At 59.6% G+C, this 16747-nt stretch carries 15 protein-coding genes; 10 read left to right on the forward strand and 5 right to left on the reverse strand.

The window, feature by feature from the left end:
* Positions 1-142 precede the first annotated feature (142 nt).
* The 4 genes from Q6A51_RS26880 (at position 143) to hemN (ending at position 4997) form a co-directional block, all read left to right on the forward strand.
* Positions 143-2608 (forward strand): heavy metal translocating P-type ATPase, encoded by a 2466-nt coding sequence (locus tag Q6A51_RS26880; RefSeq protein WP_304576141.1) that lies wholly within the window; start codon positions 143-145, stop codon positions 2606-2608.
* A complete protein-coding gene (ccoS, locus tag Q6A51_RS26885; protein ID WP_201006172.1) occupies positions 2587-2808 on the forward strand; it encodes a cbb3-type cytochrome oxidase assembly protein CcoS in 222 nt (73 codons plus the stop codon). The genes Q6A51_RS26880 and ccoS overlap by 22 nt, the downstream gene beginning before the upstream one ends.
* Positions 2801-3484 (forward strand): sulfite exporter TauE/SafE family protein, encoded by a 684-nt coding sequence (locus Q6A51_RS26890; protein WP_304576142.1) that lies wholly within the window; start codon positions 2801-2803, stop codon positions 3482-3484. Before ccoS ends, Q6A51_RS26890 begins: the two co-directional genes overlap by 8 nt.
* Before the next feature lie 130 nt (positions 3485-3614).
* Complete coding sequence (hemN, locus tag Q6A51_RS26895) at positions 3615-4997, forward strand: oxygen-independent coproporphyrinogen III oxidase (RefSeq protein WP_304576143.1); 1383 nt, start codon at positions 3615-3617, stop codon at positions 4995-4997.
* A gap of 14 nt (positions 4998-5011) precedes the next feature.
* Here hemN and Q6A51_RS26900 read toward each other — a convergent pair whose 3' ends face one another.
* Positions 5012-5476 (reverse strand): chemotaxis protein, encoded by a 465-nt coding sequence (locus Q6A51_RS26900; protein WP_201019951.1) that lies wholly within the window; start codon positions 5474-5476, stop codon positions 5012-5014.
* A gap of 151 nt (positions 5477-5627) precedes the next feature.
* Here Q6A51_RS26900 and fnr point away from each other — a divergent pair, with 151 nt between their 5' ends.
* Both fnr and Q6A51_RS26910 read left to right on the forward strand, forming a co-directional pair.
* Entirely contained in the window at positions 5628-6362 is a 735-nt protein-coding gene (gene fnr / locus Q6A51_RS26905; protein WP_201006166.1) for a fumarate/nitrate reduction transcriptional regulator Fnr, read from the forward strand.
* 62 nt (positions 6363-6424) lie between these two features.
* Entirely contained in the window at positions 6425-6973 is a 549-nt protein-coding gene (locus tag Q6A51_RS26910; protein ID WP_201006163.1) for an adenine phosphoribosyltransferase, read from the forward strand.
* 63 nt (positions 6974-7036) lie between these two features.
* Here Q6A51_RS26910 and recR read toward each other — a convergent pair whose 3' ends face one another.
* The 3 genes from recR to dnaX form a co-directional block, all read right to left on the reverse strand.
* Positions 7037-7639: a recombination mediator RecR gene (gene recR, locus Q6A51_RS26915; RefSeq protein WP_025259309.1), complete on the reverse strand. Its 603-nt coding sequence runs from the start codon at positions 7637-7639 to the stop codon at positions 7037-7039.
* A 200-nt stretch (positions 7640-7839) separates the two neighbouring features.
* Positions 7840-8166 carry a YbaB/EbfC family nucleoid-associated protein gene (locus Q6A51_RS26920; RefSeq protein ID WP_025259308.1) on the reverse strand — a complete coding sequence of 109 codons (327 nt, stop codon included), beginning with the start codon at positions 8164-8166 and terminating at the stop codon, positions 7840-7842.
* 61 nt (positions 8167-8227) lie between these two features.
* Positions 8228-10357 (reverse strand): DNA polymerase III subunit gamma/tau, encoded by a 2130-nt coding sequence (gene dnaX / locus Q6A51_RS26925; protein ID WP_304576144.1) that lies wholly within the window; start codon positions 10355-10357, stop codon positions 8228-8230.
* A 151-nt stretch (positions 10358-10508) separates the two neighbouring features.
* On the opposite strand from dnaX, the gene Q6A51_RS26930 reads away from it, so the two are divergent.
* The 3 genes from Q6A51_RS26930 to Q6A51_RS26940 all read left to right on the forward strand — a co-directional run bounded on the left by Q6A51_RS26930 (position 10509) and on the right by Q6A51_RS26940 (position 13650).
* Entirely contained in the window at positions 10509-11261 is a 753-nt protein-coding gene (locus tag Q6A51_RS26930; protein WP_201019953.1) for a substrate-binding periplasmic protein, read from the forward strand.
* Between the two features lie 109 nt (positions 11262-11370).
* Positions 11371-13047, forward strand: coding sequence for an acid phosphatase (acpA, locus tag Q6A51_RS26935; RefSeq protein ID WP_304576145.1), 1677 nt, complete (start codon positions 11371-11373; stop codon positions 13045-13047).
* 105 nt (positions 13048-13152) lie between these two features.
* On the forward strand, positions 13153-13650 hold the full coding sequence (locus Q6A51_RS26940; protein WP_304576146.1) for an N-acetylmuramoyl-L-alanine amidase: 498 nt from the start codon (positions 13153-13155) through the stop codon (positions 13648-13650).
* 50 nt (positions 13651-13700) lie between these two features.
* On the opposite strand, the gene Q6A51_RS26945 is transcribed toward Q6A51_RS26940, so the two are convergent.
* Positions 13701-14594 carry a LysR family transcriptional regulator gene (locus Q6A51_RS26945; protein ID WP_256590479.1) on the reverse strand — a complete coding sequence of 298 codons (894 nt, stop codon included), beginning with the start codon at positions 14592-14594 and terminating at the stop codon, positions 13701-13703.
* 519 nt (positions 14595-15113) lie between these two features.
* Here Q6A51_RS26945 and Q6A51_RS26950 point away from each other — a divergent pair.
* Entirely contained in the window at positions 15114-16643 is a 1530-nt protein-coding gene (locus Q6A51_RS26950) for an amino acid ABC transporter permease/ATP-binding protein (protein ID WP_304576147.1), read from the forward strand.
* Positions 16644-16747 lie beyond the last annotated feature (104 nt).

A 16747-nucleotide genomic window follows, 5' to 3' on the forward strand; every position in this document is an offset into this window, starting at 1 on the left:
TTTATTTTTTTTTTGGGGGTGGGTTCGTGGGGGGGCGGGGGGCGGTTAGGGGGGGGCCCGCCCGCCCCCGCCCCCCCCCCCCCCCCCCCCCCCACGCGGCCTCCCACAGGTACCAAACTGACTTGGCAACACTTAAAAGACCATGACCACACCCTGCTACCACTGCGCGCTGCCCGTTCCATCCAGCAGCCGATTCACCGCCATCGTGCTCGGGGAAACCCGCGAACTGTGCTGCCCGGGATGCCAGGCAGTGGCGCAGGCCATCGTCGCTGGCGGGCTGGAAAGTTACTACAGTCACCGCAGCGAAACCTCGATCAACCCAGACAGCCTGCCCGCACAACTGGTGGATGAGCTGGAACTGTACGACCGCCCCGATGTGCAGGCAGCGTTCGTACGTCATGAAGGCGAACTGTCCGAAACCACGCTCTTGATGGAAGGCATCAGTTGCGCGGCCTGTGGCTGGTTGATCGAACGCCATCTGCGCAGCCTGCCCGCCGTCGCCGAAGCTCAGCTCAATCTGTCCAGCCATCGCCTGCATGTGCGCTGGGCAGACAGCCAGTTGCCGTTGAGCCAGTTGCTGAGCGAACTGCGCAGCATCGGCTACGCCGCTCACCCTTATCAGGCCGACCGCGCCACCGAACAACTGGCCAGGGAAAACCGACTGGCCCTGCGTCAACTGGGGGTCGCAGGGCTGCTGTGGTTTCAGGCGATGATGGCGACCATGGCTACGTGGCCGGAATTCAATATCGACCTCAGCCCCGAGATGCATGCCATCCTGCGCTGGGTCGCGATGTTCCTGACCACGCCCATCATTTTCTACAGTTGCGCGCCCTTCTTTCGGGGAGCCCTGCGCGACCTGCGTACTCGCCACCTGACCATGGATGTGTCCGTGTCGCTGGCCATAGGCGGCGCCTATCTGGCCGGAATCTGGACCGCCATCACCGGCACCGGCGAGCTGTATTTCGATGCGGTCGGCATGTTTGCGCTGTTTCTGCTGGCTGGCCGTTATCTGGAGCGACGCGCACGGGAACGTACCGCCGCTGCCACCGCACAACTGGTCAACCTGCTGCCCGCATCCTGTCTGCGCCTGGACGATAACGGCCAGCCCCAACGAATCCTGCTCAGCGAGCTGCACCTGAATGACCGAATACTGGTGCATCCCGGCGCAGTCATACCGGCCGATGGCAAGGTGCTGGAGGGCCAGTCCAGCGTCGACGAGTCGCTGCTGACCGGCGAATACCTGCCGCAGCCACGCAGCACAGGCGATAGCGTGACTGCCGGTACGCTCAATGTCGAAGGCGCGCTCACGATTCATGTCCTGGCGCTGGGCCATGAAACCCGCCTTTCGGCCATCGTGCGTCTGCTGGAGCGCGCCCAGACGGAAAAACCCCGTCTGGCAGAAATAGCCGACCGCGCAGCCCAATGGTTCCTGCTCGGGTCGCTGATCGCTGCCGCAGTCATCGGCCTGTGCTGGTGGCAGATCGATTCGACCCGCGCCTTCTGGATTGTCCTGGCAATGCTGGTCGCAACCTGCCCCTGCGCCCTGTCGCTGGCGACACCCACCGCCCTGACCGCCGCAACCGGCACCTTGCACAAACTCGGCCTGCTGCTGACCCGTGGCCACGTGCTCGAAGGGCTGAACCAGATCGACACCGTGATTTTCGACAAGACCGGCACACTCACCGAAGGCCGTCTCACCCTGCGCAGCATCAAACCACTCGGCACACTGGATGCCGATACCTGCCTGAGCCTGGCCGCGGCACTGGAAAACCGCTCGGAACACCCCATCGCCCGAGCATTCGGGCGCGCCCCACTTGCCGCCGAAGACGTTCACAGCACACCGGGCCTTGGCCTGGAAGGCACTGTCGGCAGCTATCGCCTGCGCATCGGTCAGCCGGGGTTCGTCTGCGCCTTGAGTGCCAGCGAGGTTCCGTCCATCCCCAATGAGCCCGGCCAGTGGCTGTTGCTGGGCGATGCCAGAGCCCCACTGGCGTGGCTGGTTCTGGACGACCGCCTGCGCGCAGATGCCAGCCAGCTTTTGCAGGCCTGCAAAGCGCGAGGCTGGAAAACCCTGCTGCTGTCTGGCGACAGCTCACCCATGGTCGCCAGCGTTGCCGCCGAACTGGGCATCGACGAAGCCCACGCTGGTCTGCGCCCGGACGACAAACTGGCCATGCTGCAAAACCTGCACAAACAAGGCCGCAAGGTGCTGATGCTGGGCGATGGCGTCAATGACGTGCCCGTACTGGCTGCCGCCGATATCAGCATCGCCATGGGCTCGGCCACGGATCTGGCAAAAACCAGTGCCGATGCGGTCCTGTTGTCCAACCGCTTGCAGACACTGGTACAGGCCTTCAGTCTGGCGCGGCGCACACGCCGGGTAATCATCGAAAACCTGCTGTGGGCCGGCTTGTACAATGGCCTCATGCTGCCGTTCGCAGCACTGGGCTGGATCACACCTGTCTGGGCAGCCGTCGGCATGTCCATCAGCTCTCTGACGGTTGTACTCAACGCCTTGCGTCTGACGCGCTTGCCCAACATTCAGGCATCGGCACCCGTCATTCGGCAGTCGGTTCCGGAGGCTTTATGCCCGCACTCTACATCATGATCCCCGCAGCACTGCTGCTGGTCGCCATCGCGATCTATGTGTTTTTCTGGGCAGTGGACAGCGGGCAATACGACGACATGGAAGGCCCGGCCCACAGCATCCTGTTCGACGATCAGGACCCCAACCATCAAGCCGCTCTGGATGAAGCTTCACGCAAGAGCCCGCCACAGAAGAAGGACGAGATAGAGCCCGATGCTTGAACTCGCGCCCCTGCTGCTTTCCGCCTTGATACTTGGCCTGCTGGGCGGCGGTCATTGCCTGGGCATGTGTGGCGGCCTGATGGGCGCCTTGACCCTGGCCATCCCCAAGGAACAACGCAGTCGCCGCTTTCGCCTGTTGCTGGCCTACAACCTGGGTCGCATCTTCAGCTATGCCAGCGCCGGTCTGTTACTCGGGCTGGCAGGCTGGGCCGTGGCCAACAGCCCGCTGGCCATGGCGATGCGGGTCATTGCCGCCCTGCTGCTGATTGCCATGGGCCTGTATCTCGCGGGGTGGTGGAGCGGCCTGACACGCATCGAACGCCTGGGGCGCGGCCTTTGGCGCCACATTCAACCCGTTGCGACCCGCCTGCTACCGGTATCGAGCCTGCCACGCGCCTTGCTGCTGGGCGCGCTGTGGGGCTGGCTGCCTTGCGGGCTGGTCTACAGCACCCTGCTGTGGTCGGCAAGCCAGGGCAATGCCATCGATAGCGCCTTGCTCATGCTCGCCTTCGGCCTTGGGACCTGGCCTGTGCTGCTCGCCACCGGGCTGGCCGCCGAACGCACCACGGCCCTGCTGCGCAAACGCGGCATTCGCATGGCCGGTGGCCTGCTGGTGATCCTGTTCGGCCTGTGGACCCTGCCCGGCCCGCACCAGCATTGGCTCATGGGACATTGAGAATCTGTTTGCACATCGAGCAGACAGTTTCATGACCACCCTCCGCGCGTATTTGACGCACATCAACACCCTTCCACAATCAGCTCCGTAGACTCACCTGCATTGCCAGCCTATCCGGGGGAATGCCCGCATGCTCGACGCCATTCGTTGGGATTCAGATCTGATCCGCCGCTACGACCTGGCAGGACCGCGCTACACGTCCTACCCAACCGCAGTGCAATTTCACACACAAGTCGGTGCCTTCGACCTGCTTCATGCCCTGCGTGACAGCCGCAAGGCCCTGCGTCCTCTATCGCTGTACGTTCATATCCCGTTCTGCGCGAACATCTGCTACTACTGCGCATGCAACAAAGTCGTCACCAAGGATCGTGGTCGCGCCCACACTTATCTGCAACGGCTCGAACAGGAAATCCAGATGCTGGCCAGCCATCTCGCTCCCGGTCAGGTGGTCGAGCAACTGCACTTTGGTGGCGGTACGCCGACCTTTCTCAGCCATGACGAACTGCGTCAGTTGATGGCGAAACTGCGCACGCATTTCAACCTGCTCGATGACGACTCCGGCGACTACGGCATAGAGATCGACCCTCGCGAAGCCGACTGGTCCACCATGGGCCTGCTGCGTGAGCTGGGTTTCAACCGTGTCAGCCTGGGAGTGCAGGACCTCGACCCGGCCGTCCAGCGTGCCGTCAATCGTCTGCAAAGCCTGGAAGAAACCCGCGCCATCGTCGAAGCCGCACGCACCCTGCAATTTCGCTCGGTGAATATCGACCTGATCTACGGGCTGCCCAAGCAATCCCTCGAAGCCTTTACCCATACCGTCAACGAAATCATCAGCCTGCAACCCGATCGCTTGTCGGTGTTCAACTACGCCCACTTGCCCGAGCGTTTCATGCCCCAGCGGCGCATCGATAACGCCGACCTGCCCAGCCCGGAAACCAAGTTGCTGATGCTGGAACGCACCATCGAGCAACTGACCAAGGCCGGTTATCGCTATATCGGCATGGACCATTTCGCCCTGCCCGATGACGAACTGGCCGTCGCCCAGGAAGAACTGACCCTGCAACGCAACTTTCAGGGTTACACCACCCACGGCCATTGCGATCTGATTGGCCTGGGCGTCTCGGCGATCAGCCAGATCGGTGATCTGTATTGCCAGAACAGCAGCGACTTGAACGACTATCAGGGACTGCTGGCCAGCGACCAACTGGCAACCAAGCGAGGGCTGGTCTGCATAGAAGATGACCGGATCAGACGCGCCGTGATCCAGCAACTGATCTGCCATTTCGACCTCGATTTCAGCGAGATCGAAACAGCCTTCAACATCGAATTCAGAAGCTACTTCGATGAGCAGTGGCCGCAGTTGGCGGAGATGGCAAAGGACGGGCTGATCGAACTGGGCACAAGCGGCATCAACGTCTTGCCAGCCGGTCGTCTGCTGGTGCGTTCGGTGTGCATGGTGTTCGACAACTATTTGAACCAGCAGAACCGTCAGCGGTTTTCGCGGGTGATATGAACCGCCGTTGATGCTTACATCTTGGCCATCACCAGAATACCGGCCTTGATCTTGTCAGAATCGCTGGCATGCATCTGGTTCATGAGATTGGCCATGTCAGCGGTGGAATTGCTCACCTGCCGCTGCAACATGCCCAACACCGTTTGCAGGGCCGTGGCCTGGGTCTGGCGTTCGTCGTAAGTGAGGCTCTTGTCGTTGAGTACTTCCTGAATTCTCTCCAGGGTTTCCGCGATCTTTCTTTGCAGCTCGCGTATGGCCTTGAGAATTTTCTGGACCGATTCGGGAAGACCGCTTTGCTCGATATCCGAGTTTTTCGACGACGAAGACGCCGCGGCCTTGCCTGCACTCGATAAATCTACCTGAATGCCCTTCGTTTCCTTTACAGGTGCTACAGCTTCGGGCTGAACAGAAGCGACAGGTGTCTGGGCGGCAGGAGTGCGAATACTGATGGCGCCGATGATTGAGCCTGACAATGACATGGCAAGACCTGCTTGAAGTTTAAAACTGTGTAAGTTTATCGACACATTTGAAATAACCTTGATACCACAGAACACTTCACGCGCTGGTCGAAGCCACCGTGCGTGAGTTACCCTTACGACCTATGTGTGATTTCCCACAAGGAATTAAGTGATGTCCGAGCCAGTCAAAGTGCGTGCTCACAGCCAGGCCCATTGCAAGGACTGTAGCCTCGCGCCGCTCTGTCTGCCGCTGTCGTTGAACCTGGAAGACATGGATGCCCTCGACGAGATCGTCAAACGTGGTCGCCCGATGAAAAAGGGCGAATTCCTGTTTCGCCAGGGCGATACCTTCTCCTCTGTCTATGCCGTGCGTTCCGGCGCCCTGAAAACCTTCAGTATCAGTGACGCCGGTGAAGAACAACTCACCGGCTTCCACCTGCCCAGCGAACTGGTCGGCATGTCCGGGATGGACTCCGAGGCTTACCCGGTGTCGGCCCAGGCACTGGAAACCACCTCAGTGTGCGAGATCCCCTTCGAGCGCCTTGACGAGTTGTCCGTACAGCTTCCACAACTGCGTCGGCAACTGATGCGTGTCATGAGCCGTGAGATCCGCGACGACCAGCAAATGATGCTGCTGCTGTCGAAAAAGACCGCTGACGAGCGTATCGCGACCTTCCTGATCAATCTCTCGGCACGCTTCAGGGCACGTGGCTTCTCGGCCAACCAGTTCCGCCTGAGCATGTCCCGCAACGAGATCGGCAATCACCTGGGCCTGGCCGTGGAAACCGTGTCCCGCGTATTTACCCGTTTCCAGCAGAACCAGCTGATTGCAGCCGAAGGCAAGGAAATCCATATTCTGGACCCGATCCAGCTCTGTGCCCTGGCGGGCGGGGCAATGGAAAGTTGAAACGTGCGATCCGGGGCTGGTCGGCTTAAACTACCGGCCAAACTCGCCCCGGATCATACGTAATGATTTTCGATGAATTGAGCTTCAAATCCCTGATTCGCCCGGTCGTAGACTTCCCCAAGCCCGGCGTAGTCTTTCGCGATATCACCCCGCTCTTCCAGTCGCCCAAAGCCACCCGCCAAGTGATCGACAGCTTCGTGCAGCGTTACATCGATGCCGACTTCAGCCATGTCGGCGTCATGGACGCCCGTGGTTTTCTGATCGGTTCGGTCGTGGCCTATGAGCTGAACAAGCCGCTGATCCTGTTCCGCAAGCAAGGCAAACTGCCGGCTGACGTACTCTCAGAGGCGTATCAGACCGAATACGGCGAAGCCTACCTGGAAGTACACGCCGACAGCCTGTGCGATGGCGACTCAGTGGTGATGTTCGATGACTTGATCGCCACGGGCGGCACCCTGATTGCAGCCGCCAACCTGATCCGCCGCATGGGTGCGCACATCCACGAAGCCGCAGCGATCATCGACCTGCCGGAACTGGGTGGTTCTCAGCGTCTGGTAGACATGAATATCCCGACCTTCTGCCTGACCAACTTTGCGTTGAACGAGCAGTAAACAGTCGCGGCCAAGGCCCCTCCCACATAATCCGTGGGAGGGGCCTTGGCCGCGAACGACCTATCACAGCGCTATCGGCTTGCGCCCCGCAAACGAATGGGCCAGTGTCCCGCCATCCACCAGATCCAGTTCGCCACCCAAGGGCACGCCATGGGCGATGCGTGAGGCGATCAGGCCTTTGTCGTTAAGCAACTGGGCGATGTAATGCGCTGTGGCTTCACCTTCCACTGTCGGGTTGGTGGCCAGAATGACTTCAGTGAAAGTGCCCTGCTCGTTGATGCGTTCCAGCAATTGCGGGATGCCGATGGCTTCAGGCCCAAGACCATCGAGTGGAGACAAGTGGCCCTTGAGCACGAAGTAACGACCGCGATAGCCCGTCTGCTCGACTGCATAGACATCCGTCGGCCCTTCGACCACGCACAGCAGCGTGTCGTCGCGACGAGGGTCCGCGCATTGCGGGCACAGGTCTTCTTCGGTCAGCGTGCGGCATGAGCGGCAGTGACCGACACCTTCCATGGCCTGACTCAATGCCAGCGCAAGACGAGAACCGCCACTGCGATCACGCTCCAGCAACTGCAACGCCATGCGCTGAGCGGTTTTCTGACCGACACCCGGCAGGACGCGAAAGGCATCGATCAATTGGCGAATCAGGGGGCTGAAGCTCATGGAGAAAGGTCCGACGAAAACACAAGACGCGGTTTATACCCGCGCCTTGCAGTAAGCGTCAACCACACCTGCCACAGATGCCGTCCTGGGACTCTTCGCGAATGAATTCGCTCCCACAGCAGGAGCGAATTCATTCGCGAAAGGCACGCAAAAAAATGCCAGGCACTGGGCCTGGCATTTATCGGTACAGAGAACCGGCCTTAGAAAGGCAGCTTCATGCCCGGCGGCAACTGCATGCCCGCAGTCATGCTGGCAGTCTTTTCCTGGCTGGCCTGCTCGATCTTGCGCACGGCGTCGTTGACGGCGGCGGCAACCAGGTCTTCCAGCACTTCCTTGTCTTCCTGCATCAGGCTGTCATCCAGAGTGATGCGCTTGACGTCATGACGACCGGTCATCACCACGCTCACCAGGCCTGCGCCCGACTGGCCGGTCACTTCAGCATTGGCCAGTTCTTCCTGCATCTTGGCCATTTTTTCCTGCATTTGCTGGGCCTGCTTCATCAGGCCAGCCATGCCACCTTTCATCATGGGATATCTCCTCGAAAATGGATGGTTCTTTTGCACGACGCCACAAGCGTCGAGCCGTCAGTTAATGAGCCTGCGCTACGGGAGCGTCCACGGGCTTGATCGTATCCTCCCGAATCACTGCGCCAAACTGTTGCAACATCTGCTGGATGAACGGATCAGCGTGAATCGAAGCCTCGGCCTGGCGCTGACGCTCGGCACGCAGGCGGGACGCGGCCTGGGCAGGTGTTTCCTGCTCGGGCTTGATCAGCTCGATACTCAAATTGATCGTACGGCCATGGAACTGGTTCAACGCTTCATTGAGACGGCGTTGTTGAGTCGAATTGAACAAGGCACTGTGAGCCGGGTCCAGGTGCAGCAGCCAGTTATCGCCTTCGGCCTTGATCAGTGTGCAGTTGGCGGCGATGCTGCCTGTCATGCCGGAGATAGGCAATTGCGGGAACATTTCCAGCCATTGCAGCGCAAGGCCCGTGGCCGGCATCGCGGCCGGTGCAGGCTCGGGTTCTGGCGCTTCGGCTTCGGTGACGCTTTCGTGGGCCAGTTCATCGAGATAACTATAGGAAGCGGGATCGATATCGATATCCGGCTCCACATAGTCGTCATCCACAGGCGGCTCGTCGTCGCGATCCATCGGTGCAGACAGATACGCCGAGTCCGGGATGGCTTCAAGCATGCCCGGCGTGACCTGCTGCTCGGCAACCGGCTCAGGCTGCTGGACCTGCGGCGCGTCCGGCACCGGGCTGGCAGGCTCGGGCGTTGGCATCGGGGTCAGCTCGGGCTGTTCGGCCACGGTTTCAAGCACCGGTTCTGGCTCTGGCTCAGCGACAGGCTCAGGCACGGGCTCGGCAACAGGCGCCTTGGGCTCGTTCCATGGCAGATCGATTTCTTCGACCGGCGCAGGTGGAGCTGCCTCTTGAACAGGCGGTGGCACTGGCGCGGGCTTTTCAGCCACAGGCACAGGCGCGACAACCGGTGCGGGCGCGGCTGCAACAGGCGCTACAGGCGCGACCGGTGCAACAGCAGTCGCACCAGCCACCGGAGGTCGGGAATCAACTGCGGCCTGGTTGATCCCCACTGGCTTTAGCGGCTGTCTCGGCGCATCGGCGCTCTCGGCAGGACGGAAGGCCAGCATTCGCAGCAGCACCATCTCAAAGCCGCCGCGAGGGTCAGGCGCCAGAGGAAGATCGCGACGTCCGATCAGGCCCATCTGGTAGTAAAACTGTACGTCCTCGGCAGGCAATGCCTGAGCCAGGGCCAATACGCGGTCACGATCACCGTGGCCATTATCGACGCCCTCGGGCAACGCCTGGGCAATCGCCACACGATGCAGGACGTTAAGAATCTCCGACAGCACGCCATTCCAGTCCGGCCCCTGCTCGGCCAGATGACGCACGGCCTCCAGCAGCCCGCGTGCATCGCCCTCAAGCAAGGCAGTCAGCACATCGAAAACCTGACCATGATCCAGCGTGCCCAGCATCGCCCGCACATCGGCGGCCATGACCTTGCCTTCGCCGAAAGCAATGGCCTGATCGGTGAGGCTCATGGCATCGCGCATCGAACCATCGGCTGCACGGCCCAACAGCCAGAGTGCGTCGTCCTCGAACGGCACATTCTCGACACCCAGCACATGGCTCAAGTGCTCGACGACGCGCTCGGGGGTCATGTTTTTCAGCGAAAACTGCAGGCAGCGCGACAGAATCGTGGCAGGCAGCTTCTGCGGGTCGGTGGTCGCCAGGATGAACTTGACGTAGGGCGGCGGCTCTTCAAGGGTTTTCAGCAGCGCGTTGAACGAGTGGCTGGACAGCATGTGTACTTCGTCGATCAGGTAGACCTTGAAGCGTCCGCGGCTCGGTGCGTACTGGACGTTATCCAGCAACTCGCGGGTGTCCTCGACCTTGGTCCGGCTCGCGGCGTCGATCTCGATCAGGTCGACAAAACGACCCTCGTCGATTTCCTGACAGACCGAACACGTGCCGCAAGGCGTTGAAGTAATGCCGGTTTCGCAGTTCAGGCACTTGGCGATGATCCGCGCAATGGTCGTCTTGCCGACGCCACGGGTGCCGGTGAACAGATAGGCATGGTGCAACCGCTGGCTGTCCAGCGCATTGATCAGGGCCTTCAGCACATGAGTCTGGCCGACCATTTCGCGGAACGAGCGCGGACGCCATTTACGTGCAAGAACCTGATAACTCATTGAAAACCGTCGCAACTGGGAAGCGGAAGACCGCTAATGCTAGCGGAGCAAGGGCAAAATTGCATCTGGTGTCCCAGGTTAATCTGACTAAGCTGAACAAATGAATGCATCAAGACCTCTATAAAGGCCCTATGTAGTAGAGAGGCCCTGCATGCGCCGAAGTCCGATCATGGTGATCGCTCTCCTCTTATTCAGCCCGTTCAGCGTTGCCGCCGAGGCACCGCTGCGCTTTTCCGTAGCCGAAAGCTGGTCAATGCCCTTGATTCGCATTGAAAACCACCAGCCCACTTCCGGCATTCTGTTCGACATCATGCAGAGCCTGGCCCGTCAGGTGGGGCGTAGTGCCGAGTACCACGTGCTGCCGCGCCTGCGTGTCCAGCCGGCACTGGATCGCGGCGAAGTGGATATCCGCTGCTACACCGCCCAGGCCTGGGTGCCGAACCTGTCGGGGGATTATCTCTGGAGCCTGCCGATCCTGTATCAGCGCGATTTGCTGATCGCATCGGCTGAAACCGCTGCCGGGCCTTACCCGGATCAGTTCGATCACGAAACCATCGGCACCGTACTCGGCTACAACTACCCGACCATGGAGCATCTGTTCGACAACCACAAACTGGTCCGCGAAGACGCACGCAGCCAGGAGCACGCGCTGCGCAAACTCATCGCGGGCCGCTACAACTATGCCATCGCCAGCCAGTTGATCATGGACTGGATCAATCGCGACCTGCCCGACCACAAACGCCTGAAGGCCGTTTCACTGATCAGTGAACAGCCCGCGGGCTGCATCGTGCGCAATGACCCCGACATCCCCGTACAGAAAATCCTCCGCACACTGGTGCGCATGCAAGTCTCCGGCGAGATCCAGCAGATCATCGATCGCTATACCGCGCCGCGCGCTCCATGAAGAATCGTCTACCCTGCTTGCGGCACTCATTCCTGTAGCAATATCGTCATATAGCCTCGATACGCTCACGGAAATCTTTAGTAACAATTAAAGCGAGCAGGTAATCCGCATGAGCGACAAACCAGACGACGACTCACAGACCAACCCCAGCCGTCGCCGTTTTCTGGGAGGAATGGCGGCACTGGGCGCAGGCGTCACCCTCGGCGGTTACGCCACAGCCAGCGAAAAAAACGCCTCTGGCACTGAAAGACACCTGACTGGCGCCGAGCTGGACAAGGCACTCAAGAAGAACATCAAGACCGTCGTCGTCATCTACGCCGAGAACCGCAGCTTCAATAACCTGTTCGCAGACTTCCCCGGCGTCGAAAAGCCGCTGTCGGCCCTCAAGCCTGCCGACTATCAGCAACACGACCGCGACGGCACCCTGCTGAAAACCCTGCCACCCGCCTGGGGCGGCGTATTGCAGGTCGGGCCGCAGACGGTCGATGGCGTCACCTACCCGGCTGGCGTGCAATACCAGGAAAACCTGCCCAACGCGCCCTTCCCGCTCAAAGGCCCGCATGGCGAAGACCTGCCGCTGAGCCTGGTGACCCGCGACCTGTGGCACGTGTTCTACCAGAACCAGATGCAGATCAACGAAGGCAAGAATGATCGCTTCGTGGCCTGGGCCGATGCCGGCGGGCTGACCATGGGCACTTACCCGCAAAGCCAGTATTCGCTACGTCTGTGGGACGTCGCCAAGGAATTCGTGCTGTGTGACAACTTCTTCCAGGGCGCTTTCGGCGGTTCGTTCCTCAACCACCAATACCTGATCTCGGCCACCGCGCCGTTCTACCCGGACGCCGCCAACTCTGCCGCCAAGGCCCAGATCGCCACCCTGCAAAGCGACGACCCGCTGGACCCGCGCCTCAAGCCACTGGAAAAATCCCCGGCCAGCGCCATGGAAGGTCCGCCACAATTCGGCCCCAGCGCCCTCACGCCCGACGGTTACGCGGTCAACACCCTCGCCCCGCCCTACTGGCCGACCTGGCTGCGCGACCCGCAGAACCCGGATTACTCAAAAGCGGACCTGGCCAACGTGCTGGTGCCCCAGAGCCACGACCACATCGGCGACAAACTGTCGAAGCAAGGCATCGAATGGGCCTGGTATGCAGGTGCCTGGCAAGTCACCCTCGACGAGTTCAAGGACTCCACCGGCATCCCGAAAATCCCCAACTTCCAGTACCACCATCAGCCATTCAACTACTTCAAGCAACAAGGCCCGCAAAACCCGGCCGAGCGCAAGAAGCGCCTGCGCGATGGCGGTCTTGGCGATGAGTCGAGCACCAACAGGTTCCTGGCCGATGCCGAAGCCGGCAATCTGCCGGCCGTGACCTTCTACAAACCTCAAGGCAACCTGAACCTGCACGCCGGTTACGCCGACGTCGCTTCCGGCGACCGGCATATCGACCGGGTCATCAAAGTGCTGCGCAACAGCCCGCAGTGGGAAAACATGGTGATCGTCATCACCGTGGACGAAAACGGCGGCTGGTGGGACCACGTCGCGCCACCCAAAGGTGACCGCTTCGGCCCCGGCACACGCATCCCGGCAATAGTCGTCTCACCCTTTGCCCGTAAAGGCACCGTGGACCACACCGTCTACGACACCGCCTCGATCCTGCGCCTGATCACCCGCATTCATGGCCTGGAAAAGCTCGATGGCCTCAAGCGTCGCGACGACGCCATGGCTGCCCGTGGCCAGGCACCCATGGGCGACCTGACCAATGCACTGCAATTTCCCACCTGAATGACCGAAAAGCCTGTCAGCCGCTGTACGCAGCGGCTGACTTGAGACAGATGTCGCTCTCGTATTCCTTACAAGGCTCCAATCACCTTGCAAGGAATGCAGCCCATGAACCAGACCTCAACCCCTTCGACCCTCAAGGATCGGACCAGCACCGACCTCATCGTCGTCCATTGCTCCGCCACTCGCGCCACGGCAGACATCGGCGTGCGTGAAATCACCCAATGGCATATCCAGCGCGGCTTCGACACCGTGGGCTATCACTACGTCATCCGCCGCAATGGCGAACTGGAAACCGGACGCGCAGAAAGCACCATCGGCGCCCATGTACGTGGCCATAACAGCAACTCCATCGGTGTTTGCCTGGCAGGCGGCGTCGATGCCAGCAACAAACCGGAAAACAACTTCACCCCCGCACAGTTTGCGACCCTGGAAACCCTGTTACAGCAACTCAAGGGCCGCTACCCAGTTGCACGTATCCTCGGCCACCGCGACCTGTCGCCTGATCGCAATGGCGACGGCAAGATCACGCCTGACGAGTTCATCAAGGCGTGTCCTTCGTTTGATGTAAGCGAATGGTGGGCGAGTCGAGCTGACGCTCGTTAAGCAATCAGTGCAAAGCTCTTACCGCTGCATGAGGCAAGCACCTGCTTGCCTCATGCACAGGGTTCGATCACCCTCGCGGCAACATTGGCAGGCGGGGCCAGCTCGACAGTGCGGCAATAATCCATAAACAGCCGGGTAGCGCGTGTTGGCTGGTTGTTGCGCAGATAGGCCATGACCAGCGTCGACGCTGGCATATCATCTTCAATATCCAGTTGGGCCAGTAGCTCGCCGTCGTAAGTCATGTTGGTGCAGGGCCGAGTGACCAATACCGAAAAACCCAACCCCTGGCCGACCATGCAGCGCACCATTTCAATCGACGGTGAACTGTACGCAACCACGGGCGAATAGCCCTTTTCCGTAAAGATATCGATGAAGTAGGTTCTGCTGGGTACGGCATCCAGCAGGATCATCGGCTCCTGGCTCAGCTCGTGCAGTGTGACGGTTTTTTTCTGTGCCAGAGGATGAGCTGCCGGCAGCAGCGCATAAGGCTTGTGCGGCGCGTTCAACTCTTCTTTATTGATGGTGGCGCCCAGCTCAAGATCGTACAGAAACGCCAGATCGAAACGGCCACGGTGCAGCCCGTGCATCAATTCGTGTTGCTCGCCATCACACAGTTGAATAGTGACATCGGGGTATAAACGCTTGAAACCTGCAACCAGCCGGGGCATATAAAGTGGCGCAGCCGATTCAAAGCAACCAATAGCGATAGTGCCACGGACATGTTTGTTATCCGCGCGCGAGTTCTGTTCAAGTTCTTCGGAAAGTCGCAAGAGTTCTTTAGCTTTCTCATATACTTTCCCGCCACCTGACGTCAGGGAAACACCTTGCGCATGGTGGCGTACAAACAAAGGCTGTTCAAATGCCTCTTCGAGATTCTTGATAGCCACTGAAATGGAAGGCTGAGAAATATGCAACTGTCGCGAGGCTTCGGCAATACTGTCCATTTCAACCGCAGTGACAAAATACTTGAGCTGTTTCAATGTAAAGTGAGTCACTGCTTACCCCGCTTTGTACCGCATTGCCTGAATAGCTTTTACCTATACCCTAGCGAAGACCATGCCAGCAGCCAGGTTTTGCGTCAATTCGTTAATCACATCGCCTGTTACCGATAATCCAGCCTGCTACGCGCTGATAAACCCCAGTAATGACGGGCCTCGCAGCACGACAGACGGCGCACTGAATGCGCGCAGTCGTGCCCGAGCGCTTGATTGACCGCCCTAAAAGTGCGCACTTCAGATGCATAAAATCCGCTATTCAGGCTCCGAACTTCAGACCCCTGAGGCGCCTGTCATTATCAGCCTAGTATCTGCTTAGGATTTTCCTATGCTATGGGCCAAAACTTACTATTTGGCGAGTGGACTTGGCATCAATCATGATGGCCACAGAAGGGAGAACAGAGAGCGTTCACTATCAACTTCGACAGGACGTCGCCCATCACTATTCACTTGCCGAGCGAACTGACGATGACGTTTGACTGGAAATACATGTTTAGTCTGCTCAGCGATACCGAGTTCTGGAGGGCGAGCTGGACCGTCATTCAGCTCAGTGTATTGACGTGGGTAATAAGTATTGTTCTGGGGTTTGTTCTGGCGCTGGCCAAACAATCATCCCAGCCCCTGATCAACTTGCCAGCCCGGGCCTATATCTGGCTATTTCGTAGTTTGCCTTTACTGGTCCTGCTGATATTCATTTATAACTTGCCGCAGGTCGTGCCAGCCACCTCGGCCGTGCTGGCCAACCCGTTCTGGGCAGGCCTCATCGCCCTGGTGATATGCGAAACCGCTTACGTCGCAGAAATCCATCGCGGCGGCCTGCTTTCCATCGCCAAAGGGCAAAGTGAAGCGGCCAGAGCCTTGGGGCTGAGCTTTGTCGGCACTCAATGGCGGATCGTGATTCCCCAGGCGCTTCGTGTCGCGCTGCCGTCGCTGACCAACGAATACATCTCCATCGTCAAACTCAGCTCGCTGGTGTCGGTGATCTCCCTGACCGAGATCCTGATGGTAGGCCAGCGCCTCTACTCGCAGAACTTCCTGGTCATGGAAACCATGGCGGCAGTGGCCTTCTACTACGTGCTGATCGTTACTGTGTTCGACTTCCTGCTCAAACGCCTTGAACGCTACCTGGACGTGACGCAGCGCAAGGTCGTGCGCGAACCGGACGCCGACATGCTCAAGCTCGCTACCCAACAGCGCGCCGCCATTGACCGCCCCGTCTCAGACTTCGAAGGCCCTGCACTCCAGGCGACCCGGCTGCACAAGGCTTACAACGACATCGAAGTGCTGGGGGCCGTCAACCTGCAGATCCAGCCCGGTGAAGTGGTGTCGGTGATCGGGCCGTCAGGCTCGGGCAAGACCACATTGATCCGCCTGCTCAACGGTCTTGAGCAGATTGATAACGGCGACATCAAGGTCAATGGCCAGCCCTTCATTCACCTGACCCGCCAGGGCGCACAGAAACCGCGTTACGTGGAACACACCGAGCACCGCATGAAGATCGGCATGGTGTTCCAGAGCTTCAACCTGTTCCCGCACCTGACCGTGCTCGACAACCTGCTACTGGCCCCGCGTTACCACCGCCTGGCCCCGACAAATGAGCTCAAGCAACAGGCCTACGAGCTGCTGCACAAGGTCGGCATGCTGGAACACACCTGGAAATACCCGCATCAGTTGTCCGGCGGCCAGCAGCAACGAGTGGCGATTGCCCGTGCCTTGATGATGCGTCCGCAAATCATGCTGTTCGACGAACCCACTTCGGCACTGGACCCGGAAAAGGTCAACGAGGTGCTGCAGGTCATCGAAACCCTGGCGCAAGAGGGCATCACCATGGTCATCGTGACCCATGAGATGAACTTCGCCTTCAAGGTCTCCGATCGCATCGTGTTCATGGAGAAGGGCCGCGTGGTGTGCGACGACAACCCACAGGCGCTGCGCAACGGCCAGCACCCGCGTGTTGAAGCTTTTCTGAAAGATGTGTTGGCGCTGATTGAAAACTGACCCACCCTGCCGATTGAAAATTGACCCAGGACGGATTGCTGATTTCTGTCCCAGCAATTGTGGATAAGCTTAGCAGCAGTGTTCCGATTAAAGACGCATCAAGC

Origin of the sequence: Pseudomonas serbiensis, assembly GCF_030580745.1 — a bacterium.
GTDB classification, from domain to species: Bacteria; Pseudomonadota; Gammaproteobacteria; order Pseudomonadales; family Pseudomonadaceae; genus Aquipseudomonas; species Aquipseudomonas serbiensis.

What these genes read in the sequence shown, in the direction of transcription:
- Q6A51_RS26890 (WP_304576142.1), top strand. Translation starts at nt 2,801, where the DNA reads ATGCTTGAACTCGCGCCCCTGCTGCTTTCCGCCTTGATACTTGGCCTG.
- Q6A51_RS26900 (WP_201019951.1), bottom strand. Translation starts at nt 5,476, where the DNA reads ATGTCATTGTCAGGCTCAATCATCGGCGCCATCAGTATTCGCACTCCT.
- ccoS (WP_201006172.1), top strand. Translation starts at nt 2,587, where the DNA reads ATGCCCGCACTCTACATCATGATCCCCGCAGCACTGCTGCTGGTCGCC.
- Q6A51_RS26910 (WP_201006163.1), top strand. Translation starts at nt 6,425, where the DNA reads ATGATTTTCGATGAATTGAGCTTCAAATCCCTGATTCGCCCGGTCGTA.
- Q6A51_RS26945 (WP_256590479.1), bottom strand. Translation starts at nt 14,594, where the DNA reads ATGGACAGTATTGCCGAAGCCTCGCGACAGTTGCATATTTCTCAGCCT.
- Q6A51_RS26950 (WP_304576147.1), top strand. Translation starts at nt 15,114, where the DNA reads ATGACGTTTGACTGGAAATACATGTTTAGTCTGCTCAGCGATACCGAG.
- recR (WP_025259309.1), bottom strand. Translation starts at nt 7,639, where the DNA reads ATGAGCTTCAGCCCCCTGATTCGCCAATTGATCGATGCCTTTCGCGTC.
- Q6A51_RS26940 (WP_304576146.1), top strand. Translation starts at nt 13,153, where the DNA reads ATGAACCAGACCTCAACCCCTTCGACCCTCAAGGATCGGACCAGCACC.
- Q6A51_RS26880 (WP_304576141.1), top strand. Translation starts at nt 143, where the DNA reads ATGACCACACCCTGCTACCACTGCGCGCTGCCCGTTCCATCCAGCAGC.
- acpA (WP_304576145.1), top strand. Translation starts at nt 11,371, where the DNA reads ATGAGCGACAAACCAGACGACGACTCACAGACCAACCCCAGCCGTCGC.
- dnaX (WP_304576144.1), bottom strand. Translation starts at nt 10,357, where the DNA reads ATGAGTTATCAGGTTCTTGCACGTAAATGGCGTCCGCGCTCGTTCCGC.
- fnr (WP_201006166.1), top strand. Translation starts at nt 5,628, where the DNA reads ATGTCCGAGCCAGTCAAAGTGCGTGCTCACAGCCAGGCCCATTGCAAG.
- Q6A51_RS26920 (WP_025259308.1), bottom strand. Translation starts at nt 8,166, where the DNA reads ATGATGAAAGGTGGCATGGCTGGCCTGATGAAGCAGGCCCAGCAAATG.
- hemN (WP_304576143.1), top strand. Translation starts at nt 3,615, where the DNA reads ATGCTCGACGCCATTCGTTGGGATTCAGATCTGATCCGCCGCTACGAC.
- Q6A51_RS26930 (WP_201019953.1), top strand. Translation starts at nt 10,509, where the DNA reads ATGCGCCGAAGTCCGATCATGGTGATCGCTCTCCTCTTATTCAGCCCG.